Genomic DNA, 22,448 nt, shown 5'->3' with positions numbered 1-22,448 from the left:
TGTCATTGCGGTTTCCCGGTGGATTTCTCAGCGGCCTTTGCCAGTAGGTCGGCATAGTCCTTCAGCACCCAGGAAATCGACAGCGGTGTGGGATTGGATGCTGTTCCGAGCGGATCGCGCCCCAGCATGACGATGGCATCCTGGGAAACGGCCGGCATACGGGCCAAAAGCGGATCGGCGCGCATGGCATTCAGCAGCGGCTTGCTGCCATAGGTCACGACAATATCGACATCGTCGAAGGCATCGACACGCTCGGCGCTGACGCCGGCGGCGAACTGTCCCGGTTTCGTTGCTTCCACGACGCTTTTTGGCGAGGCGAGCCCGAGATCGGCGAAAAACTTCACCCGGCTGTCATTGGCGGTGTAAAAATTGACGACGCTGAGATTGGTGGCATCGAGATGGGTGACGAACATCGCCGACTTGCCCTTCAGCTGCGGATGGCCGGCGACCACCTCGGCAATCTCCGTCTCGATGCGTTTGATCAGCGCTTCGCCTTCCGCAACCATGCCAAGGCCGGCGCTGTTCAGCCGGATCATGTCCCGCCAGTCCGTCGCCCATGGAGAGACGGGATAGGCGACCACGGGCGCAATCTGGCTCAGCGTATCGTAGTCGGACTGGCTGAGACCGGAATAGGCCGCGAGAATGACATCCGGCTGCGTTGCCGCCACCGCCTCGAAATCGATGCCGTCGCCCTCGTCAAACAAAACCGGTTTATCCGCCTTGAGTTCGGCAAGCCGCTTTGCCACCCAGGGCAGCAGGCCATCGCCGTCATCATCGCCAAAGTTGGCGGCGGCGAAACCGACAGGCACGACGCCGAGAGCAAGCGGTACCTCATGGTTTGCCCAGGCGACGGTGGCGACGCGCTTCGGTTTGCCGGCAATCGTCGTGGTGCCGAAGGCATGTTTGATGACGATGGGATAGCTCGTCGTCTCGTTTGCAGCGGCAGTCGTCGGCACGATTATCGACAGGAAAAGCAAAACGGCCGGCACGAGACCGCTAAACAGGCGAAGCATGGGCGAAGCTCTCAAAGGTTCAAAAGTGGACTTGAACTCTCAGCTTCACATGCCCCCGTCAAGCCTAAGGAAGATATGCGGCCCGAACAGCGGTGAAATTTCCGGGGTTTTGTACAAAACCGCAAAAAGTTACAATACCGGACAAACTTTCTCAAGTTATTGGCGCTTCGAGAGTGGGCCGTGTAAGCGGCGATAGGGACATCAACTTCTGGAACGCACCAATGAATATCGAAATCGAAGGCAGAAACCGCAAAACCGCGCCGCATCGTTACGGGCAAGCGGCCCTGCTTGCCTGCACGGCGCTTGTCGTCGCCCTGCCCGGCCGATTGCTGGCGCAGGAAGCTGGCACGACGGGCGGCAGCACGGTTCTGGAACGGATCACCATCGACAGCGGCGACAATGACCAGAAGTCCATCGTCGCCACCCGCACGACGAGCGGTAGCAAGATGGCGACCGATATTCTCGACACACCTGCCTCCGTTTCTGTCATCACCGCCAGGGAAATGCAGCAGCGCGGCGTGCAGAGCGTGGAAGAAGCGCTGCAATATACCGCCGGCGTGACCACGGATTTCTACGGCTCCGACGATCGTTTCGACTATTTCAAGATTCGCGGCTTCGATGCCTATACCTATCGCGACGGCCTGACGCTCGGCCGCCCCTTCGGTGCGCCACGCGAAGAGACCTATGCCTATGAGCGCGTGGAAGTGCTGAAAGGCGGCAACTCCACCACGTTTGGCGTCTCGGATCCCGGCGGTTCTGTCAACTACTCCACCAAGGTGCCGAAACGCGCCCGTTTCGGCGAAGCCTATGTCACCGGCGGTTTCTATAGTCGCGCCGAGACTGGCTTCGATTTCGGCGACAACATCACCAGCGACGACACATTGTCCTACCGTCTGACCGGCAAGCTCAGAAATGCCGATGCGGAATATGACTATTCGCGCGATGACGAGAAATTTTTCATGGGCGGCCTGACCTGGCGTCCGACCGATGTCACCAGCCTGACCGTGGTTTACGACCACCTCAACAAGGATGGCGTTCCCGGCGGCGGCGGCCATCCGGTCGGTTCGCATTTCGACCGCAGCCGTTTCTTCGGTGAGCCGGACTACAACTATCGCGGCACCAACCGCAATTCGCTAAGCGTGATGTTTGACCACGACTTCGGCTCGGGCCTGACCCTGAGTTCCAATGCGCGCTACAGCAAGACCAATACCGATTTCGGTTACGCCTATATCTCGTCCACGCCGACCAACGGTTCGACGATCGCCAACCGCTCCTATTTCGGCAACGACACCGAGACCGAAAACTTCCTGATCGACACGCGCCTGCAATACGATACGCGGTTTGAAAATGTCGAAAGCCGCAGCCTCGTCGGCGTCTTCTACAACGACTACACATCCGGCAGCAAAAACTACTTCGGCTCGGCCCCAAGCATCAACTGGATGAACCCCGTCTATACCGGTGCCCCCGCCTCCGTGCCGCTCTTCTCCAACTCGCTGACGGACCAGAAAACCAAGGCAATCTACCTGCAACAGGACCTGACCTTCTTCGACAGGCTGATCGTCAGCGCCGGCCTGCGCAACGACTGGATCGACACCGACCAGACCAACCGGCTGAACGGCACGACGGCGAGCGGCGACATCAGCGAACTGACCAAGCGCATCGGCGTGTCCTACAAGGTCACCAATGAAATCGCGCCCTATATCAGCTACGCCGAATCGGTGGTGCCGGCATCGGGCCTCAGCGTTGAACCGGAACGCGGCGAGCAGATCGAGCTTGGTATCAAATACCGGCCGGAGGCTTTCCCCGCCCTGTTTACCGCCTCGATCTACGACCTGAAGAAAAACAACATCACCGTCACCAGCCCGATCACCAGCCTGCCGACCACGATCGGTGAAGTGCGCGTGCGCGGTCTCGATCTGGAAGCCAAGGCGGAAGTCACCGACAATCTCAGCCTCACGGCGGCCTATTCCTATCTCGACGCGGAAATCACCGAAAACGGCACGGGCGGCAATGTCGGCAACCGGCCGCAATTCGTGCCGGAACATCAGGCCTCGTTGTGGGTCAACTATACGCTTGAGGGCAACGACCACTTCGGCGACATGACCTTTGGTCTCGGTGGCCGCTACACCGGCGCCTATTATTTCGACAATGCCAACAAGGTCTCAACCGGCAGCAGTGTCACCGTGGATGCGGCATTCAGCTACAAGATCCAGGAAACCGCCTCTCTGGATGTGAATGTTTCCAACCTCTTCAACGAAAAACACGTGGCTTATGGTGGCTTCGGCGCTGACTTCTACAATCCCGGCCGGGCGTTTTCCGTCACCCTGCGCAAGACGTGGTGAACGTCGCGATTAGCAATATTTTTCAGTATATTGCATCATTATCCTAATGTTCAACGTCATCCTCGGGCTTGTCCCGAGGATCCAATCCCGTCTCGTCATGTTAGAAGTTGGCAGATCCTCCGGACAAGCACGAGGAGGAAGCGGATCCAGGCTTGCGGAACGGCAAAACCGCTGCGCGTAGACGGCAAGGCGCGCCCGCTCAAAGCAGCCTGTGCATGCGCCGCCAGGCGGCCGGCGTATTGCCCACCGAGTGGCGGAAGGCCTTAGTCAGATGGGCCTGATCGGAAAAACCAAGCTGCGCGGCGATATCGGCAACGGTCAGATCACCTTCCAGCAGAAGTTTCTGGGCGGCATTGATACGCCGCTCCAGCTGCCATTGCAGCGGTGTCTTGCCCGTGGTCTGGCGAAACACGGTGGCGAACCAGCTTTCGGAAAGCCCGACGATATCGGCCATTTCGGCAACCGTCATACGGTCGTCACCGCGTTTTTCGACCCGGGCGAGCAGCCTGTTCATCTGCGCCTGCGTCAGCCTGCCATTGGCCTGCTCCGGCGTTGAACCGGGAATATCCAGCAATCCAGCGACGATCCCGCCAATCAGGCTTTCAGCATAAAGCGGATGTTTCGAAGGCTCGGCCAGCTCATCGACAAGCAAGCCTGCCAGCGTTTCCACCGCACCGATATCCTGTATCTCGACCGGACGGCGCAGCGCCGTCATGGCCGCAGAACCGCCGACCGCTGGCGACAGGAAGCGCAAAAGCCGGTCTTTGTGGATATGCAGGTTGAGATGGGAAAAGCGATGCGTGGCATTGCTGCTCGTCCACATCGGCACGCCGGCCGGCACATAGACCGCCCGCGTCATCGGCCGCGAATGCTGCGAAAACTCGCCATCGCGGTTGGAAATCCGGATCCGCGACGAGACATCGTTGAAGAAAATCATGATGCGGGGATCGGCGGCCAGATAATAACCCTTCGCCCCCATCTGGCTTTCGGCCTCCCAGAAAGCGCTGACCAGCCCGTCGAACTGGCGCCATTTGACCGGCGCAGTGACGCTGATCCCTTCCGTGTGCCAGGTCATGGAATGCCAGAAACTCAAAGCGGTTACCGTCCGGTTGTCGAGCCGAGGTTGGGGACGCGGGAAGCGGCGAATGCCGCAACAGACATCGCGCCCCTACGCCAATAACATGACTTATCAATTCATGTTAATAGCAAAGATCGTTATAAAGAGAAACATTCGCTTGCGCGGCAGTTCTGGAACCTCCGCCCGCACCGCCCGTTAAATCCATGACAGGACCTCAACACGGGAGATGAACATGGATCGCAAGAAGGAAGCGGGCGATTTCGCCGACAAGAAGCGCGAAGAACAGGGCCACGGTGTCATCGTTGCCGGGCCGGATGCGCATGAAAATGAAAAAGGCGGCAAGGCGCCGTCGGGGAAAGCCGAAAAACCGGCCGCTGACCGGCCGGTTTCATCATCCGACCGCCGCTGACAGTTTCTTTTGATCCCGATAGCCGCAAGTCACGCATCCCTTTTCATGCGTCATCACGGGTTAACGCCCGAGGGTAGCGCAGCGCCTGGATGGCTTTGACAAGATCAAAAAAACCTCCCCGATCGCTCGGGGAGGTTTTGCCTTATTGGGGACTCGCCTTTCCGCTCAGACGAGGTCGAAACGGTCGGCGTTCATCACCTTCGTCCAGGCGGCAATGAAGTCGCGGACGAATTTTTCCCTGCTATCGTCCTGCGCATACACTTCCGCATAGGCGCGCAGGATGGAGTTGGAGCCAACCACGAGGTCGACACGGGTCGCCGTAAATCTGGCTGCGCCGGTCTTTCGGTCACGAATCTCGTAGAGATTGTTGCCGGTCGGAACCCAGGAATAGGCCATATCCGTCAGCGTCGTGAAGAAGTCCGTCGTCAGCGCGCCGGGCTTGTCCGTGAAAACGCCATGCGCCGCACCGCCATAATTGGCACCGATGACGCGCAGGCCGCCGATGAGGACGGTCAGTTCCGGCGCTGTGAGGCCGAGAAGCTGCGCCCGGTCGAGCAACAGTTCTTCAGGGCTGACGACATAGTCCTTCTTGATCCAGTTGCGGAAACCATCCGCCAGCGGCTCAAGCGGGGCAAAGCTGTCGGCATCCGTCTGCTCGGCGGAAGCATCGCCACGGCCGGCCGCGAAAGGCACGGCAATATCGAAGCCAGCGGCTTTCGCCGCCTGTTCCACACCGTAATTGCCGGCGAGAACGATCACATCCGCGATGCTCGCCCCGGTTTCACGGGCGATCGGCTCGAGAACCGAAAGCACGCGGGAAAGACGGGCGGGCTCGTTGCCTTCCCAGTCCTTCTGCGGTGCGAGGCGAATGCGCGCGCCATTGGCGCCGCCGCGCTTGTCCGAACCGCGGAAGGTGCGGGCGCTGTCCCATGCAGTCGCAACCAGATCGGCGACCGGCAGGCCGGCAGCGGCGATCTTGGCCTTGACGGCAGCGACGTCGTAGGTGGTGGGGCCTGCTGGGATCGGATCCTGCCAGATCAGGTCTTCAGCCGGAACATCCGGACCGATGTAACGGGACTTCGGCCCCATGTCGCGATGCGTCAGCTTGAACCAGGCGCGGGCGAAGACGTCGGAGAAGTGGTCCTGGTCGTCCTTGAACTTCAGCGAAATCTCGCGGTAGATCGGATCGACCTTAAGGGCCATGTCGGCATCGGTCATCATCGGGATGGTGCGGATCGAGGCATCCTCGACGTCGACAGGCTTGTCATCCTCGGCGATGGTGATCGGCGCCCATTGCGAAGCACCGGCGGGGCTGTGCGTCAAGGTCCACTCATGCTTGAACAGCATGTCGAAGAAGCCGTTGTCCCACTTGGTCGGCTCGCTCGTCCAGGCGCCTTCGATGCCCGACACCACGGTGTCACGGCCAATACCGCGGCCCTTGGTGTTGATCCAGCCAAGGCCCTGATATTCCGGGCCTGCGGCTTCCGGATCGGGGCTGAGATTGGCGGCGCTGCCATTGCCGTGCGATTTGCCGATGGTGTGGCCGCCGGCGGTCAGCGCCACCGTTTCCTCATCATCCATACCCATGCGGGCAAAGGTTTCGCGCATCTGCGCCGCCGTCGCCAGCGGATCGGACTTGCCGTTGACGCCTTCCGGGTTGACGTAGATGAGGCCCATCTGCACGGCGGCAAGCGGGTTTTCCAGCGTCTCGGGCTTGCTCACATCGCCGTAACGACCATCGCTCGGCGCCAGCCATTCCTTCTCGTCACCCCAATAGGTGTCCTTTTCCGGAGCCCAGATATCTTCACGACCGAAGGCAAAACCGAAGGTCTTCAGACCTGCGACGTCGTAGGCGATGGTGCCGGCGAGCGCGATGAGGTCAGCCCAGGAAATCTTGTTGCCGTATTTCTTCTTGATCGGCCACAGCAGGCGGCGACCCTTGTCGGTGTTGACATTGTCCGGCCAAGAATTGAGCGGGGCAAAACGCTGGTTGCCGGTGTTGGCGCCACCGCGACCGTCCGTCACGCGGTAGGAACCGGCCGCATGCCAGGTAACACGTGCCATCATGCCAACATAGCTGCCCCAGTCCGCCGGCCACCATTCCTGGCTGTCCGTCATCAGCGCACGCAGATCGGCCTTCAGGGCCTCGACGTCGAGCGTCTTCAGGGCTTCGCGATAGTTGAAGGAGGTGCCGAGCGGATTGGTCTTGGCGTCGTGCTGATGCAGGATGTCGAGGTTCAGCGCATTCGGCCACCATTCGGTCACCGATTTACCGGAGGCCGTATTGCCTCCATGCATGACAGGACACTTGCCAGCCAGTTTTGAAGTTGCGTCCATTTCGCCCTCCGATGGGTTTAGCAATTAAACAAAATAATCAGTTCGACATGTGCAGCATTCCGAGCCAGAGGCGGCGGCAGGTCATGGGAAGACCGTGCAGCGACGCTGGTGACCTTTCACAGCTACAGCTTCTTTCTGTCATGAAGATGACTAACAGCCGGGTTCCATAATTTCCAATTGTATATTCTAAAGGCTGCGATATGCTGAGCTTATGATTGCGCTCTCCATGAAACATCTCCGTTACTTCGACGCGCTGGCCAAGATCGGCCATTTCGGACGGGCGGCGGAAGCCTGCGCCATTTCCCAACCGGCGCTCTCGCTGCAAATCCGCGAGCTGGAGGAACTGATCGGCGCGCCGCTCGTCGAACGCGGCAGCCGCCAGATCAGGCTGACGACGCTTGGCGAGGAATTCGCCGAGCGCACCCGTTCGATCCTGCGGTCGGTGGATGAGTTGCAGGATCTGGCGCGTGCGGGCCAAGGCCCTCTCAGCGGCCGCCTGCGCATCGGCGTCATCCCCACTGTCGCGCCTTATCTTTTACCACAGGTCATCAAAACACTCACCCGGCATTATCCGGGGCTGGAGGCGCGGCCGCGCGAGGCGGTGACGCAAAAACTGATCGAAGACCTGCTGGAAGCGCGGCTGGATATGGCGATCGTCGCGCTGCCCGTATCGGAACCCGCCCTCGAAGAGGTTCCGCTGTTTTCGGAGGAATTCATTCTCGTGCGGCCCATGGAGGATGCGGGCATGCCGGTGCCGAGCGCCGACAAGCTGGGTGAAATGCGCCTGCTGCTGCTGGAGGAAGGCCATTGCTTCCGCAACCAGGCGCTTTCCTTTTGCAGCACGACCAATGCGCCGCCGCGCGTGCTTATGGAAGGCAGTTCGCTTTCCACCCTCGTACAGATGGTTGGCGCTGGCATCGGCGTCACGCTCATTCCGCAGATGGCGGTCGATATGGAGACGCGGCAATCCACCGTCTCGGTGTTCCGGCTGGCGGAACCGCGCCCGTCGCGCACCATCGGCATGGTGTGGCGCAAGAGCAATCCGCTGTCCGGGCAGTTCAGCCATATTGCCGAGATTGTCCGCGAATGCGGTCTCCAGAAACTTGGCATCGCCTGATCCATCTGCAGCAGAATCCGACGTCCGCACCACCAGCAGGGAACCCGAATGTGAGCAGACCGAATTATCGCGATATCGCCCGTCTTGCAGGTGTCGGGACAGCAACGGTCGAGCGGGTGCTGAACGGGCGTGGCGGTGTTCGCGCCGAACTCGTGGAAAAGGTCGTCATCGCCGCGCGGGAATTGGACTATCCCCGCACCCTGCCGGAAACCCACCGCGGATTGCTGCGCATAGAAGTGCTGATGGTACGCCCCGAAACCACCTTTTATCGGAGGCTTTCCAGGGCCTTCGAAAGGATTGCCGCAACGCTCGACCCTCTTGTCGTCGTTCACCGCAGCTTTGCTGAAGAAATGAAGCCGGAAGAACTGGCAAGCCGCATTATCGCCGCCGGCGAAGCGCGCGCCGGCCTGATCCTCGCTGTTCCAAGCAGTCCGGCGGTCAGGGCTGCGGTCGAAGCAGTGGTCGCCCGCGGCATTCCCGTCGTCCATGTCGTCACGCGCGCCTCGGCCGAAAAGGGTGAGTTCATCGGCATTGACAATGGTGCGGCGGGACGGACGGCGGCACATTTCATCACCCGCATGGCGCGCCGGGACGGCCCGGTCACAGCGCTCTGCCATCCGATCTATCAGGTTCATCGCGACCGTATCAGCGGCTTTTCCGACTATTTCCGCGATCATCCCGGGAAACATCATTTCGAATGGCTGGGTTTTACCCGCGATGACGAATATTACAGCGCCGAGGCTCTGCGCATGGCGCTCGATCTCTACCCCGACATGGCCGGCCTTTATAATGTTGGCGGCGCCAATGCCGCGCTGATCGACGTTCTTCGCCGTCACCCGCGCGGAGGAGACATCTTCTTCGTCGGCCATGAATTGACCGATTATACCCGCAAGGCGCTGAACGACGGCATCATGGACATCGTGCTCGATCAGGCGCCCGAGGCGCAGGCCCGCCGGGCGCTGGACCTTGTCCTGAAAAGGATCGGCCTTACCGATATCGAACCTGACAGCGCGCCCATTCGCTTCGTCACCATCACCGCGCAGAGCCTTTGATCTGATTTGATCAAGGAAGGTTTCGGCTTTCACCGCCCTCACTGCTAATTTTGCGTCAGGGAGGAAGGCCGCAGATCGTGAGGAGCGACGGGCGACCACGGCGTGCAAACGTCCCCTTCATCGTGAGAACTTGCGCGGGCGTATCGGGAGCGATCGTCCGAAGGAGAGCGCTATGGACGATCTGAAATATGGAACGCGCAACAAGCGCGGCGACTGGGCGCCGAACCAGCCGGTGGAAACGGCGCCGCTATTCGCCTTTCCACCCCGCCTCATGGCGCTGTTAAAATGGCTGCCGCATTATTTCCTGCCCTGGAATGCGATCTTCGCGCTTTCTGCCATCGCCTATTGGGCATGGGTCATCCCGCCCGTGGAAACCATGGCGAGCCTCGGCTTCGGCTGGATCGCCTGGCTCTATGCGGTCAATGCGGTCTGCGTCTTCCTCTTTTACGGCGGCTTCGAACTGCATCTCTATATTCTGAAGCGGCAGGAAAACCGTTTCAAATATAACGGCAAGTTTCCCGCCGAGCAAAAGAGCAAGGCCTTCTGGTTCGAAAGCCAGAACCTCGACAACATCCTGCGCACCTTCCTTTCCGGCGTGACCATCTGGACCGCCATCGAAGTGGCAATGCTGTGGGCCTATGCCAATGGTTATGCGCCCTGGCTCAGCTTTGCCGAAAATCCGTGGACACTCGCCGCCGTCGCGCTTGTCGTGCCGATCATCCACGAATTTCACTTCTTCTGCGTTCACCGGCTCATCCATATTCCGCTGCTCTACAAATGGGTGCATTCCGTCCACCATAATTCAGTGAACCCGTCGCCATGGTCGTCGCTCTCCATGCATCCGGTCGAGCATCTCCTGTATTTCGGCACGGCCTTTTATCACCTGATCCTGCCGTCCAATCCGGTCCTCATGCTCTACCAGCTGCACTATGCGGGTTTCGGCGCGATCCCCGGCCATGTGGGCTTCGACAAGGTCGAGATCGGCGAGGACGGGCTGGTCGATAGCCATGCCTATGCGCATTACCTCCACCACAAATATTTCGAGGTGAATTACGGCGATGCCCTCATCCCGCTCGATCGGTGGTTCGGCACCTGGCACGACGGCTCGACCGAGGGGGAAGCCCGCATGCAGGAACGCTATCGCAAACGCAAAGAAAAACTCGCGGCCCGCAAGGCGCGCAACACAATCGGGGAGGCAGCCGAATGAGCTGGGTTTCAGCCTGCAGACTTGACGATATCGAACAGGAAGGCGCAATCCGCTTCGACCACGCCGGGCGCACCTATGCGATCTATCGCGCCCCGGATGACAGCGTTTATTGCACCGCGGGCCTCTGCACCCACGAGGCGATCCATCTTGCCGAAGGGCTGGTGATGGATTTCGAGGTGGAATGTCCCAAGCATTCCGGCGCTTTCGATTACCGCACCGGCGAAGCGCTGCGGCTCCCCGCCTGCGAAAATCTCAAAACCTATCCGGCCGAAGTGGTGGACGGCGAGGTGCGCGTCACCATCGGATAGGCCGAGCTTTCGAGCAGGCCCGAAAGGGCCTCCGGAATGCACCCGGGCGGCCCGGCGCCCCAAGGGAGGACGACATGAAATCCATCTGTACCATGGCCGCGCTGGCGGTCCTGCTGGCGGGCACCGCATCGGCCGAAACGATCGGCGTTTCGATGCAGAGCTTCGACAATAATTTCCAGACTTTGCTGCGCGAAGGGCTTGGCGCCCGGGCATCGGAAGTCGACGGCGTCAAGATCCAGGTCGAAGATGCGCAGGCCGATATTTCCAAGCAGCTCAACCAGGTCAATAATTTCATCGCCGCAGGCGTCGATGCGATCATCGTGACGCTTGCGGACACCTCGGCCGCACCCGGCATCAGCGATGCGGCGGCCAAGGCAGGCATTCCGCTCGTCTACCTCAATCTCGAGCCGGACAATGTCGCCAAGCTTCCCGAAAAACAGGCCTATGTCGGCTCAAGGGAAACCGATGCCGGGCGGCTGGCGGGCGAAGCGGCCTGTTCGCTGCTCAAGGAGAAGGGAAAGGCAGCGGATGCGCAGGCTTACATATTGATGGGCGATCTTGCCCATCAGGCATCGCGTGACCGTACTTCGTCCTTCAAGCAGGCTCTTGCATCCGGCGACTGCAAGACCGTCACAATCGCCGACGAACAGTCGGCGGCCTGGACACGGACAAACGCCATGGACATGACGACGAACTGGATCACCGCCGGCCGGCCCATCGACGTCGTCTTCGCCAATAATGACGAAATGGCGATCGGCGCGGTGCAGGCGCTGAAGGCGGCGAGCGTTTCGATGGATGATGTCATCGTCATCGGCATCGACGCCACCCCGGACGGGCTTGCCTCCATGGCCGCCGGCGATCTTGACGCCACGGTGTTCCAGAACGCCAAGGGGCAATCGACGAGCGCGCTCGACGCCGCCGTCGCCCTGATGCGCGGCACGCCGGTCGACAAGCAGGTCATGGTTCCTTTCGAACTGGTGACGCGGAAAAACATGACCGACTACGCCAGCCGCAACTGACCCTCCCCCAGCCGGTGCGCCCTGAAAAGCGCGCCGGCCCCTTCTGACGGAGATACCATGGACGCAATCGTCATCATCGGCGCCGGCGAGGCGGGCACGCGCGCCGCCTTTACGCTGCGCGAAACGGGCTTTGCAGGCAACATCACGCTGGTCGGCACCGAGCCGCATCCGCCCTATGAACGGCCGCCGCTTTCCAAGCCGCTCGAAGGTGCCGTGCGGATGAAACCCATCTGCGCCGACGGCGCGCTGGAAGCCGCCCGCATCTCCTATCGCCAGGGCGTATCGGCGACCCGGATCGATGCGAAAGGCCGAACCGTGAGACTAGATGACGGGCAGGTGCTTAACTATGACAGGCTGCTGCTCGCAACCGGGGCGCAGCCGCGAACACTCGCCTGCCCCGGTGCCGCACAGGCGCTCAATTTCCGCACCCATGCGGATGCGGAAGCGATTTTTTCCCGCGCCGATAGCGGCGCAAGGATCGCGATCATAGGCGGGGGACTGATCGGAATGGAGCTTGCGGCGGTGCTGCGCGGCAAGGGGCTTATGGTCAGCGTTATCGAAGCGGCGGCACGGCCGCTTGGCCGGGCGGTTCCGCCGCGTTTTGCCGAAAAGATACATGCGCGCCATCGCGATGAAGGGGTGCATTTCCATCTGGGTCAGGGAGTGGCGGACATTACACCGGAAGCAGTCCTGCTGACCGACGGTGAGCGCGTGCCGGCCCATATCGTCGTCTCCGCCATCGGTGTCGTGCCCAATATCGCCCTGGCCGAAGCGGCGGGGCTTGCGACCGGCAACGGCATTCTGACCGATGCGTTTCTGTGTACCAGCGACCCCGATATCTTTGCAGCAGGCGATTGCGCGGCCGTCTCGCAAGCCGTTGGCGGACATATCCGGTTCGAAAGCTGGCGCAATGCCCGCCATCAGGCGGAAATTGCTGCGCGCAATAGTCTTGGCGCGAACGAAGCCTTTGCCGCCCTCCCGTGGTTCTGGTCGGATCAATATGATCTCGGCCTTCAGGTCGCGGGCCTGCCGCAGCCGGGACACCAAAGCGTCATTCGTCCGCTCGGCGATGGCGAACTGGAATTCTTCCTTAAGGACGGCCAGCTTGTCGCAGCAGCCGGACTGGGTGTCGGCAACACTGTCGCCAGGGACATAAAACTGGCCGAGATGCTGATCGCCGCCGGCATCAACCCCGATCCGGAGAGCCTTGCCGACCCCGGTGTGAACCTCAAGACATTGCTGAAAAGCGCGCGGGCGGCCTGATGCAGAAGCTGCTCGTCTTTCAATCGCTCTGGGCCATGGAACGCTTGCGCCGCGACGACCCTGAGCCGACCCTTGAGGAAAACATCGCCCGGATTGCCGAAACCGGCTTCGACGGCATCAGTGCGCATTACACCAACCGTGCCGATGTGCTGCGTCTCCATGAGGCTATCAGCGGCACAGGCCTTCGGATCGAAGGTGTCTGTTTTCCGCGTCATGTCGACGACCTGCGCCACACGCTGGAACTGGCGCAGGAGTTTCCGGTCAGCCATATCGATCTACAGGCCGACATCCGCCCGCGCCGAGTAGAAGATTGCCTGCCGCTTCTCGACGGCTGGATGCGGCTTGCCGAAGAGGCGGGCGTTCCCGTCTTCATCGAGACCCACCGCAATCGCATCACCAGCGATCTCCCATTCACGCTGGACCTGCTCGAACAACGACCGGATCTGCCGCTTCTCGCCGATCTCTCCCATTATCTCGTTGCCCGCGAATTCGCCTTTCCGGTGGAAGACGAGAGCCAGAGAGAGATTCAGCGCATCCTTCATAATGCGCAGGCCTTTCACGGACGCATCGGCTCCTGCGAGCAAATCCAGATCGAGATTTCCTTTGCCCATCACCGGCCATGGGTCGACCTTTTTCTGGACTGGTGGGACTATGGTTTCCGGCACTGGCGATCGCGCGCGCCTGATAATGCCGAGCTGGTCTTCACCTGCGAACTCGGCCCCCGCCCCTATGCGATTACCGACCGGGACGGCAACGATTCCACCGACAGATGGGCGGAATCGTTGCTGCTCAAGACGATGGCGCAGACATTATGGGCGCAGGCCGCCCATCCCGCCAACACGGCAAAGACGGGTGCGCATAAGCCCTGCTGATTCTATCGCGAAGCGGCCTTTACCTGCTTGTCCGTCCATTCGGGCGGTGCGCCGAATTGATCGGCCACCATGCCCTGCAAACCCCGTGACCGGCCATAGGCATCGCATTCGGCATATTTCGGCTTGCCGCCGAGGGCCGAGCGCATGCGGTGGCCCGACGGGATCGAAATATCCAGTCCTTCGGAGGTCTTGCCTTTGACGAGGATGCGGGCGAAATAATTGGCGAAGTCAGAGGCAAGCCCGTAGGCATCGCCGATTTCCGAAACACGGGCACTGTCGGTGAAGGAATTGGCACCCTTCGACCAGACGGCGGCGGCGCGCTGGACGCCGGTACTGTCCACCGCCTCCGACTCGACCGCCAGGCCGCCGAGGCCCACCGGCAATCGCGGCACGCCGACCGGCAGGACAAAGTTGCTGCCGAGCGATACGGCGGTTGAAACCCCCGCCATGGTCTTGTCGGTCGGCACCAGATCGGTGATGACGGTGCGCACCGTCATATCTGCCGGTTGGCCAAGAGCGGCGATCCGGTATTTGTCACTGAGCGCCACGCAGATGGCGCGATCAAGCGCATTGGACACAAGCGCGCGGTCTTTTTCCGATGTGACCCGCGACGAGGCGGTGAAGGAAAACGTGGTGGGCACGATGGCGACGGTTTTAACCGCTGCCAGGCCCTTGGCATCCACGAAGGTTCTGGTCTTGGTGAACTTGCCCTTGGCAGGGCTGAGCTGCGCATAGGATGTCAGCGTACCGCCCTCCTGCAGCGGAACGGAGGCACAGCCGGACATGATGAGGGCAAAAGGCAAGGTGGCGAAGGTGGCGCTGCGGCTGCGCGCAACTTTGCCGCCGCTGGCCGTGACGAACGGATTCCGCTGGTGTTTCATTGCATGTGCTCCGGTTGGAAAGATTTCCTGTGCCCCACACGCTACGACAGCTAAAATTGCGGCAGCATTACAATCACAGTCCGGGGGCGTTGCAAAAATCGCGATCAGAAGCAGAGCCGGAATGTGCTTCCGAAGGCGGAGCTTTCCAGAAGGACACGTCCATTGTGGTCAGCGACGATCTGCTTGACGAGACTGAGACCCAGACCTGCTCCCGTGCTTCGTGGCGTCACGCGATAAAATGGCTCGAATATCCGCTCCTGCTGGTCTTCGGCTATGCCCTGCCCTTCATCGGAAATCGCAATTTCGCCGTTTGCGAGAACCGAGACATGGATCATCCCTCTGTTTGCTCCATGGTCGATGGCGTTGCGCACGATATTGCTGACGGCGCGTGGCAAAGCGAACGGGTTGCCCTGCATTTCGTAGCGCGCGATCTGCGTGTCAAAGGAAATATCGTAACCCGCCGACAGCGCCAGCGGCGCCAGATCGGCAACGACCGTGCGGGCGATCTCGACGAGATCGACCGTCTCCCATCGGTCATGTACCTGATCGTTCCGCTCGACGGCCAGAAGCTGTTCCGCGGTTTCACCAAGCCGCGCGACATCCTCCATCAGGCGCTGCCGTTCTGGCCCTTCCGGCAGACCCTCAATCCGGGTCTGCATGATGGCGATCGGTGTTCTGAGTTCATGCGCCGCATCGATGAGAAACCGTTGCCGCGCCCGGAACTGCTGCTCGAGCCGTTCGAGGATGCTGTTGAAAGACACGATAAGCGGCACGACTTCCCGCGGCACATCCTCGACGGGCAGCTTCGAGCCCGCCCGGCGCGGGTCGATCTCCGGGGCTTTCCGGACGACGGAACTGAGACCGGCGAGCGCCTGGCGCACGATGCGCGGCACGGAAAAGAACACCGCAGGCAGGATAACCGCCAGCAGCGGAACATAGATCGGATAAGTGCCGAGAAGAAGCGTCAGAAACGACGCGCTGATATGGGAGGTTCCGCCGAACATGACCCTCAGCGGCCCAGATGCCGTATCGAGACTTTCAGACAACGCGACCTCGGATATGCCGGCGCCGCCGCGAATATCAGCGTCCATCATCAGATGGGCGTAACGCGACAGCTCGGCATAGACCGCTGGCACAGCGCCATAGGTCACGGACTGGCCATCCAGCGTCGATGCAACGAACCAGAGTTCTTCATTCTCCGCCTTGAGGGCCTTCAGCGCCGGCCCCTCGGTGATGACGAGCCCCTTCTGCGGATCGAGCGAAAGCGACTCGTCGAGTGTCGCAGACAGATCCTCCCAAAGCCCGATATTGGGAGAGACCCGCATCACCCCGTAAACACAAAGCCCGATGATGACGACGGCGATCATGGCGGAGACGACGATGCTGAGCTGCCAGCTCAATTGCCACCAAAGGGACGGATTGGATTTACCCTGCGCCTTCATGCATCCTCCTTGAGCAGATAACCGATGCCGCGAATATTATGCACGCTCACACCGGCGGAGGCGTCGAGCAGGCGTTTGCGCAGTCGCGATATATGCGCATCGAGCGCATTGGACTGGATTTCCTCCTCGTAATTGTAGACGGCCGCCTCGAGCGTCGAGCGCAGCACCGACTTGCCTTTGCGTTTGGCGAGCGCGACGAGAACCAGAAGCTCGCGTCTTGGAAGATCGAGGGGAAGCGAATTGATGGTGACGCTGAGGTGCAGCGGATCGATCACGATCCGACCGGCGGCTATCTGGGCCGGTGCAAGGCTTGCCGGCCGTCTCAAAACCGCGCGCACCCGCGCCAGAAGCTCGCCGATGAGAAACGGCTTGCCCAGATAATCATCCGCGCCGCCATCCAGTCCCGCGATGCGGTCCTCCGGTTCGTTCATCGCGGTAAGCAGGATGATCGGCGTATCGACGCCGGCGCGACGCAGTTTCGGGATGAGCGCAAGCCCTTCACCATCCGGCAGCCGGCGGTCAAGCAGGATGGCATCATAAACATGCTGGCGCGTCAGCTCCATCGCGTCACCTAACCGCATCGTATGGTCGATGATGATGCCCTGCTTGCCGAGCGTTGCCGACAGCGCATCCGCCATTTCTTTTTCATCTTCGATCAACAGAAGTCTCATATGTCACCGTCCCTTTGCCAGCCGTTGTCTGCCAGAAAGGTTGCGGCAGTATTGCGGCGAAGACGATGCGGCAGGGTAATGCTGCTGCAATTATGGCCCCCTATCCAGACACCATCCGCCTGAATAACGGGCGACGTGACAGCTCAGTGAGCCGTTACCCGAAGAACTTTGCGTGGAAGGATTGTATTATGTGGGTGAAGAGAAGCATCAAGGCCGGGATCGCGCTTGCGGGCTGCGCTCTCGTCGTTACTGCACTCGACCCGGCGCGCGGCAGCGTCGATGCGAATGAACGCGTCAAGGGAATTGTCGAGGCCAGCCTCCTGAGCCCGGCCGGCATTCCCTTCGAACTGACGGCTGCGGAAACGGCGAAGATCGGCACGCGCCAGATGGTGGAGAAGCTCAGCATCAGCGGCGAACTTCAGCCGGTCAGCCGAATCGTGATCCGCGCCCGCGAGGCCGGGAAAATTCTGGAGATGAACATCCGGGACGGACAGGCGGTGCGGGCCGGTGATGTGCTGGTGCGCTTTGAAACCGATGATCTGCAAGCGGCGCTGCTGCAACGGCAAAGCGACCGGGACGCGGCCGAGGCCGAACTGACACTCGCGATGCTGGCACTGACGAGAACCGAACAGCTCGCCACCAAAAACATCACATCGGCGGAACAGCTGGACAAGGCGAAAAGCGATGTCGTGGTGAAAACAGCGAGGGTTCAAAGCCTTTCGGCCCAGATGGATATCGCCCGCCTCGCCCTTAGCAACGCGGAAATCCGCGCGCCTTTCAGTGGTACCGTCACCCGCCGGCTGGCCGAAGCAGGCGCGCGCGTCAGCGCCGATGGCGAGCTTCTCACACTGGTCGACACCAGCGTTCTGGAAGCGAAGGTTCTCGTCGCCACCCGCGATATTCCCCGTGTGAGCGTTGGCCAGACAGCGGAACTGGAGATTGACGGCCTCGTTGGCCAGACCGTCAAAAGCACCGTCGAGCGTATCAGCCCGGTTGCCGAGGATGGCACACGCTTCGTCACCGTCTATCTGCGTCTCGTCAACGGTGACGGCCGGCTGTGGGGCGGAATGTTTGCCAGCGGCTCAATCCTCGTGCGTGAAAAAAACGATGCGCTCGTAGTTCCCGCCATCGCGCTTCGCAAGGATGAGACCGGCTACCATGTGCTTAAGGTGACGGACGGCCATTTGCGCCGCCAGACGGTGGCGCTGGGATCACGCTGGCACGGCGGCAGCCTGATCGAGATCGCCACGGGCCTGAAGGATGGTGAAACGATCCTGACTGCACCGCTTCCGGAATTGCAGCCGGACATGGCAGTGACCATCGATAAGGCAGGCTGAAATGTTTTTGACCCGTATATCCGTCTCCCATCCCGTCTTTGCCACCATGATGATGGTCACATTGCTGGTCATGGGCATTTTTTCGCTGCAACGGTTGGGGCTGGATCAATATCCCAATGTCGACGTGCCCGTCGTGGTGGTGGTCACCACCTATCCAGGCGCGACGCCGGAGACCGTGGAGACCGAAGTGACACGCCCGGTCGAGGATGCGCTGAACGCCATTGGCGGTCTGGATGAGATCACCTCGACCTCTTATGAGGGGCGCTCCGTGGTCGTCGTGAAATTCAAGCTCGAGGTACAGGGAGCCGCCGCCGCGCAGGATGTGCGCGACAAGGTTGCCGCCATCGAGGCGAACTTGCCGGAAGACGCCAAGAAGCCGGTCGTCTCCCGTTTCGATCCCGCCGCCGAACCTATCCTGTCCCTGGCAATCAGTTCGACGTCGCTCGATGTGCCGGCGCTCACCACCCTTGCCGACCGCAAGGTGGTGCGCCAGCTGACCACCGTGGCAGGTGTCGGACAGGCGACGCTGGTGGGTGGCCGCAAACGACAGATCGACGTTGCTATAGACGAAACACGCATGCGGGCGCTCGGGGTTGGCATCAACGAGGTGGTGAACGCGCTGCGCACCGGCAACGGCAACAGCCCGGCCGGCAGCATCGTCGATCCCGTGTCCGAACGCACGATCCAGGTTCGGGGTCGCGTCGAGGAGCCGCAGGCGCTACTGGACATGGTGGTGACAAGACGCGGTGGCGCGGCGATCCTGCTCCGCGACGTCGCCACGGTTTCCGAAGGAGCGGTCGATGCCGAAAGCCGCGCCCTCTATAACGGCCAGACGGCACTGGCGATAGATATCGTCAAGGTTCAGGACGCCAACACGGTTCAGGTCGTGACGGATGTGAGGAACCGTCTCCAGCAACTCAATACCGAGCTGGCCACGCAGAATGTCCAATTGCGCATCGTCACCGACACCTCCACGCCCATTCGGGAATCCGTCGGTCAGGTGCAGACGACACTGATCGAAGGGGCGGCGCTCGCCATCGCCATCGTTTTCCTGTTTTTGAATTCCTGGCGCAGCACGGTCATCACCGGCCTGACACTGCCAATCGCCATCATCGGTACGCTTGCCGTCATCGATTTTCTTGGTTTCACCCTCAATACGCTCAGCCTTTTGGCGCTGACACTCTCCATCGGCATTCTGGTGGATGACGCTATCGTCGTGCGCGAGAACATCACCCGTCATCTGCATATGGGCAAATCCCATATCCGCGCGGCGCTCGACGGCACCAACGAAATCGGCCTTGCAGTGATTGCGACAACCGCAACCATCGTGGCGGTCTTCCTGCCGGTTGCCTTCATGGACGGCATCATCGGTCGGTTCTTCTATGAATTCGGCGTCACGGTGTCGGCTGCGGTGCTGATCTCGCTCTTCGTCGCCTTCACGCTTGATCCGATGCTTTCGAGCGTCTGGTACGACCCGGATGCGCAACCCGATGCCAGACGCGGGCCAATCGGACGGTTGATTACGCGCTTCGATCATGGTTTCGAATGGCTGGCCGAACAATATCGGCATGTGATCGGCTGGACATTGCGCCACCGGCTCATCACGCTGCTCACCACCATCGGCATCTTCATCGGCAGCCTGTTCATGGTGCCGCTGGTCGGCACGGAATTCGTGCCGAACACCGACGAAGGCCGCTTTCAGATTACCGTCACGGCGCCAGCCGGTTCCTCGCTGGATTACACAACGGCGAAGGTCCGACAGGTCGAGAAGGCACTGAGGGAGTTCCCCGAAGTCGAGACGCTCTATTCCACCATCAACACCGGTGGTGCGGCGGGCAAGCAGCGCGCCGCCGTGCTGGTGGGGCTGGTGCCGCTGGAAGCGCGAACGCAGACGCCCGCGATGCTGGCTGAACCGATCCGCAAGCGCCTGTCAGCCGTACCAGGCATAGAGGTCGCGATCCTTCAGAACGGCCTTGGCGGCGGTGAAAGCCCGGTGCAGCTCAGCATCCTCGGTGACGACCGCGCCGTCCTTGAAAAAATAGCTGCAGGTCTGGTGGAGGATATGAAAACGATCCCCGGCCTTGTGGATGTGAATTCCAGCGCCCGCAACGTGACCTCGGTCCTTTCCGTCCGTCTGAAACGCGAGGCGGCGAGCGATCTCGGCATTTCCCGCGCAGATCTGGCCACTGCCCTCTCTCCGCTCATCGGTGGCGAAGATGTGTCGAAATGGACGGATACGGGCGGCAACAGCTATGACATCGTCGTGCGCCTTCCCGGCGAACGGCGCTCCGATGCCGCAACCCTCGGCGAATTGATGATCGCGACCGGTCGCACGGCATCGAATGGCGCGCCCGTGATGGTGCGTCTCGATCAGGTGGCCGAGATCGGCACTGCGCCGGCACCGGCTGAAATCCGCCGCATCGACAATCGCCGCGAGGTGCTGGTTTCGGCCAACATTGCCGGCCGCACGCTAGGTGATGTGACCAATGCCCTGCAGAGCCTGACCGCTGCCCGCGATCTGCCGGATGGTTACCGCATCCGCTTTGGCGGCGAGGCCGAGACCATGCAGGAGACGATTGGCCACATGGTCAAGGCGCTCATCATGGCGGTTATTTTCATCTACATCGTGCTTGCCTCGCAATTCGGCAGTTTCCTGCAACCGCTCGCCATCATGGCCTCTTTGCCGCTCTCGCTGGCCGGCGTCCTTCTGGGGCTGATGGTGGCCGGCAGCACGATCAACATGTTTTCGCTGATCGGCTTCATCATGCTGATGGGCCTCGTCACCAAGAATGGCATCCTGCTGGTCGATTTTGCCAACAGGGAGAGGAAACGCGGGCTTTCCCTTAACGAAGCGCTGGCGAACGCCGGTGTCATCCGATTCCGGCCGATCATCATGACAACGCTTGCAATGATCTTCGGCATGATTCCGCTTGGGCTCGCCATCGGCGGTGGCGGTGCGCAGCGCGCGCCGATGGCGCATGCGGTGGTCGGCGGCCTCATCAGCTCCACCCTCCTCACCCTGATCGTCGTGCCAACCATCCTGTCCTATATCGACAGCATCACGAGGCGTTTCGCCCACCTTTTGCCAAAAGCACCGGATGAGGCTGGAAAAGCGGGCACGGCCGATCACTCCGCCCAAACCCGCGAGGCGCAGCCCGGCTGAAACCCCTTGGTTTTCTGAAAACCGGTCATTGACGGGAGAGGCAGCAATGCTTTTCCCGTCAATGGGGCAACGGTTCTTACCGGAGCAGAAGTATGGTGGCCGGCCCTGCCAGAAGCACGGCAAACACGATGATGGGATGGATGTAGCGGCCAAGAAGCCGCATGGCGGCACGACATAAACGCATAATGCACCTGATGAAATTCATCCGGCAAAATTGAGTATGCCATGTTGCAAAGACATTACGGCACAGGGTCCAGGCTCTGTTCACGGAGAACACGGCGACCTGTCAGGGTCTCTCACCCGCCCCGTCTTTCCTTTTGCCCTTGGGTTTGAAATCAACCAGCAATGATTTCAGTTCGATTTCCCGAACGCGCCTCGCTGCCTCATCCGGACGGACCCACTCAACCAGGCGTTCGCCGCGTTCCTTGAAACTCGTTTCCGCACCCGTCACCTCGATCTGAAACACATCGACCATGCACGGGACGACATCGCCATTGTCGAGCATCTTCAGATAGGTGTAGCGGCCAATGGCTGCCTTTCTCACCCGGCCGCGCACGCCCGCCTCCTCCCACGCCTCGATGGCCGCCGCCTCATGCGGCTTCTTGCGTTTCATCGGCCATCCGCGCGGAATGATCCAGCGCTGGCTGGTGCGCGATGTGACGAGAAGGATTTCAACATCATTTCCGTTATCGCCGTGGCGAAAACACAAGGCGGCATATTGCTGCCGGAAAGCGCCGGTGAAGAGCTTTTCGGGAATGGTAGCAAGTTGCTGAAGCAGTGTCAGGGGGCGCACCGGACGGGTTTTCCGGCTTTTCTTGGAAGATTTCATTTGCGTTGATAGTGCCGATTTTCCGGGTTGCATCAATGCCCTGCCTGCATTTATGACAGTTTTATGACAATTACCCCCTACAACATAAATAGCGCCATTGAGGGCCAA

18 protein-coding genes are annotated in these 22,448 nt (G+C 60.7%); 11 read left to right on the top strand and 7 right to left on the bottom strand.

The window, feature by feature from the left end; translation table 11 throughout:
- Nucleotides 1-2: 2 nt before the first annotated feature.
- A complete protein-coding gene (locus ACQZ5F_RS21435; protein ID WP_052820421.1) occupies nucleotides 3-1,013 on the bottom strand; it encodes an iron-siderophore ABC transporter substrate-binding protein in 1,011 nt (336 codons plus the stop codon).
- Between the two features lie 221 nt (nucleotides 1,014-1,234).
- Between ACQZ5F_RS21435 and ACQZ5F_RS21430 the strand changes: the two genes are divergently transcribed.
- Nucleotides 1,235-3,355 (top strand): TonB-dependent siderophore receptor, encoded by a 2,121-nt coding sequence (locus ACQZ5F_RS21430; RefSeq protein ID WP_448730944.1) that lies wholly within the window; start codon nucleotides 1,235-1,237, stop codon nucleotides 3,353-3,355.
- A 199-nt stretch (nucleotides 3,356-3,554) separates the two neighbouring features.
- On the opposite strand, the gene ACQZ5F_RS21425 is transcribed toward ACQZ5F_RS21430, so the two are convergent.
- Nucleotides 3,555-4,448 carry a helix-turn-helix domain-containing protein gene (locus tag ACQZ5F_RS21425; protein ID WP_210239375.1) on the bottom strand — a complete coding sequence of 298 codons (894 nt, stop codon included), beginning with the start codon at nucleotides 4,446-4,448 and terminating at the stop codon, nucleotides 3,555-3,557.
- Nucleotides 4,449-4,665: 217 nt separating this feature from the next.
- Between ACQZ5F_RS21425 and ACQZ5F_RS21420 the strand changes: the two genes are divergently transcribed.
- Entirely contained in the window at nucleotides 4,666-4,842 is a 177-nt protein-coding gene (locus ACQZ5F_RS21420) for a hypothetical protein (RefSeq protein ID WP_137087873.1), read from the top strand.
- Nucleotides 4,843-5,007: 165 nt separating this feature from the next.
- On the opposite strand, the gene katG is transcribed toward ACQZ5F_RS21420, so the two are convergent.
- Entirely contained in the window at nucleotides 5,008-7,179 is a 2,172-nt protein-coding gene (gene katG, locus ACQZ5F_RS21415) for a catalase/peroxidase HPI (protein WP_448730943.1), read from the bottom strand.
- A 211-nt stretch (nucleotides 7,180-7,390) separates the two neighbouring features.
- Between katG and ACQZ5F_RS21410 the strand changes: the two genes are divergently transcribed.
- From ACQZ5F_RS21410 to ACQZ5F_RS21380, 7 genes are all read left to right on the top strand, one after another.
- On the top strand, nucleotides 7,391-8,296 hold the full coding sequence (locus ACQZ5F_RS21410; RefSeq protein WP_080843035.1) for a hydrogen peroxide-inducible genes activator: 906 nt from the start codon (nucleotides 7,391-7,393) through the stop codon (nucleotides 8,294-8,296).
- A gap of 50 nt (nucleotides 8,297-8,346) precedes the next feature.
- Nucleotides 8,347-9,348, top strand: coding sequence for a LacI family DNA-binding transcriptional regulator (locus ACQZ5F_RS21405; protein WP_225338148.1), 1,002 nt, complete (start codon nucleotides 8,347-8,349; stop codon nucleotides 9,346-9,348).
- A 172-nt stretch (nucleotides 9,349-9,520) separates the two neighbouring features.
- Nucleotides 9,521-10,555 (top strand): sterol desaturase family protein, encoded by a 1,035-nt coding sequence (locus ACQZ5F_RS21400; RefSeq protein WP_448730942.1) that lies wholly within the window; start codon nucleotides 9,521-9,523, stop codon nucleotides 10,553-10,555.
- On the top strand, nucleotides 10,552-10,863 hold the full coding sequence (locus ACQZ5F_RS21395; RefSeq protein WP_046801168.1) for a MocE family 2Fe-2S type ferredoxin: 312 nt from the start codon (nucleotides 10,552-10,554) through the stop codon (nucleotides 10,861-10,863). The genes ACQZ5F_RS21400 and ACQZ5F_RS21395 overlap by 4 nt, the downstream gene beginning before the upstream one ends.
- A gap of 74 nt (nucleotides 10,864-10,937) precedes the next feature.
- Nucleotides 10,938-11,882, top strand: coding sequence for a substrate-binding domain-containing protein (locus ACQZ5F_RS21390; protein WP_046801167.1), 945 nt, complete (start codon nucleotides 10,938-10,940; stop codon nucleotides 11,880-11,882).
- 57 nt (nucleotides 11,883-11,939) lie between these two features.
- On the top strand, nucleotides 11,940-13,145 hold the full coding sequence (locus tag ACQZ5F_RS21385) for an NAD(P)/FAD-dependent oxidoreductase (protein WP_225338147.1): 1,206 nt from the start codon (nucleotides 11,940-11,942) through the stop codon (nucleotides 13,143-13,145).
- Complete coding sequence (locus tag ACQZ5F_RS21380; protein ID WP_225338146.1) at nucleotides 13,145-14,017, top strand: sugar phosphate isomerase/epimerase family protein; 873 nt, start codon at nucleotides 13,145-13,147, stop codon at nucleotides 14,015-14,017. The genes ACQZ5F_RS21385 and ACQZ5F_RS21380 overlap by 1 nt, the downstream gene beginning before the upstream one ends.
- A gap of 2 nt (nucleotides 14,018-14,019) precedes the next feature.
- Here the strand turns inward: ACQZ5F_RS21380 and ACQZ5F_RS21375 are convergent, their stop codons facing one another.
- From ACQZ5F_RS21375 to ACQZ5F_RS21365, 3 genes are all read right to left on the bottom strand, one after another.
- Nucleotides 14,020-14,898, bottom strand: coding sequence for a DUF3313 domain-containing protein (locus ACQZ5F_RS21375; RefSeq protein WP_225338145.1), 879 nt, complete (start codon nucleotides 14,896-14,898; stop codon nucleotides 14,020-14,022).
- 104 nt (nucleotides 14,899-15,002) lie between these two features.
- Nucleotides 15,003-16,340: a sensor histidine kinase gene (locus tag ACQZ5F_RS21370; protein WP_052820410.1), complete on the bottom strand. Its 1,338-nt coding sequence runs from the start codon at nucleotides 16,338-16,340 to the stop codon at nucleotides 15,003-15,005.
- Entirely contained in the window at nucleotides 16,337-17,011 is a 675-nt protein-coding gene (locus ACQZ5F_RS21365) for a response regulator transcription factor (RefSeq protein ID WP_046801162.1), read from the bottom strand. The genes ACQZ5F_RS21370 and ACQZ5F_RS21365 overlap by 4 nt, the downstream gene beginning before the upstream one ends.
- 188 nt (nucleotides 17,012-17,199) lie before the next feature.
- Here ACQZ5F_RS21365 and ACQZ5F_RS21360 point away from each other — a divergent pair, with 188 nt between their 5' ends.
- Both ACQZ5F_RS21360 and ACQZ5F_RS21355 read left to right on the top strand, forming a co-directional pair.
- On the top strand, nucleotides 17,200-18,348 hold the full coding sequence (locus ACQZ5F_RS21360; RefSeq protein WP_052820409.1) for an efflux RND transporter periplasmic adaptor subunit: 1,149 nt from the start codon (nucleotides 17,200-17,202) through the stop codon (nucleotides 18,346-18,348).
- Between the two features lies 1 nt (nucleotide 18,349).
- Complete coding sequence (locus ACQZ5F_RS21355) at nucleotides 18,350-21,511, top strand: efflux RND transporter permease subunit (RefSeq protein WP_225338144.1); 3,162 nt, start codon at nucleotides 18,350-18,352, stop codon at nucleotides 21,509-21,511.
- 286 nt (nucleotides 21,512-21,797) lie between these two features.
- Here ACQZ5F_RS21355 and ACQZ5F_RS21350 read toward each other — a convergent pair whose 3' ends face one another.
- On the bottom strand, nucleotides 21,798-22,340 hold the full coding sequence (locus ACQZ5F_RS21350) for an NUDIX hydrolase (protein ID WP_080843025.1): 543 nt from the start codon (nucleotides 22,338-22,340) through the stop codon (nucleotides 21,798-21,800).
- Nucleotides 22,341-22,448: the final 108 nt, after the last annotated feature.

The organism is Agrobacterium sp. 22-210-1 (assembly GCF_053522525.1).
This window is presented reverse-complemented; position numbering and strand designations above follow the sequence as displayed.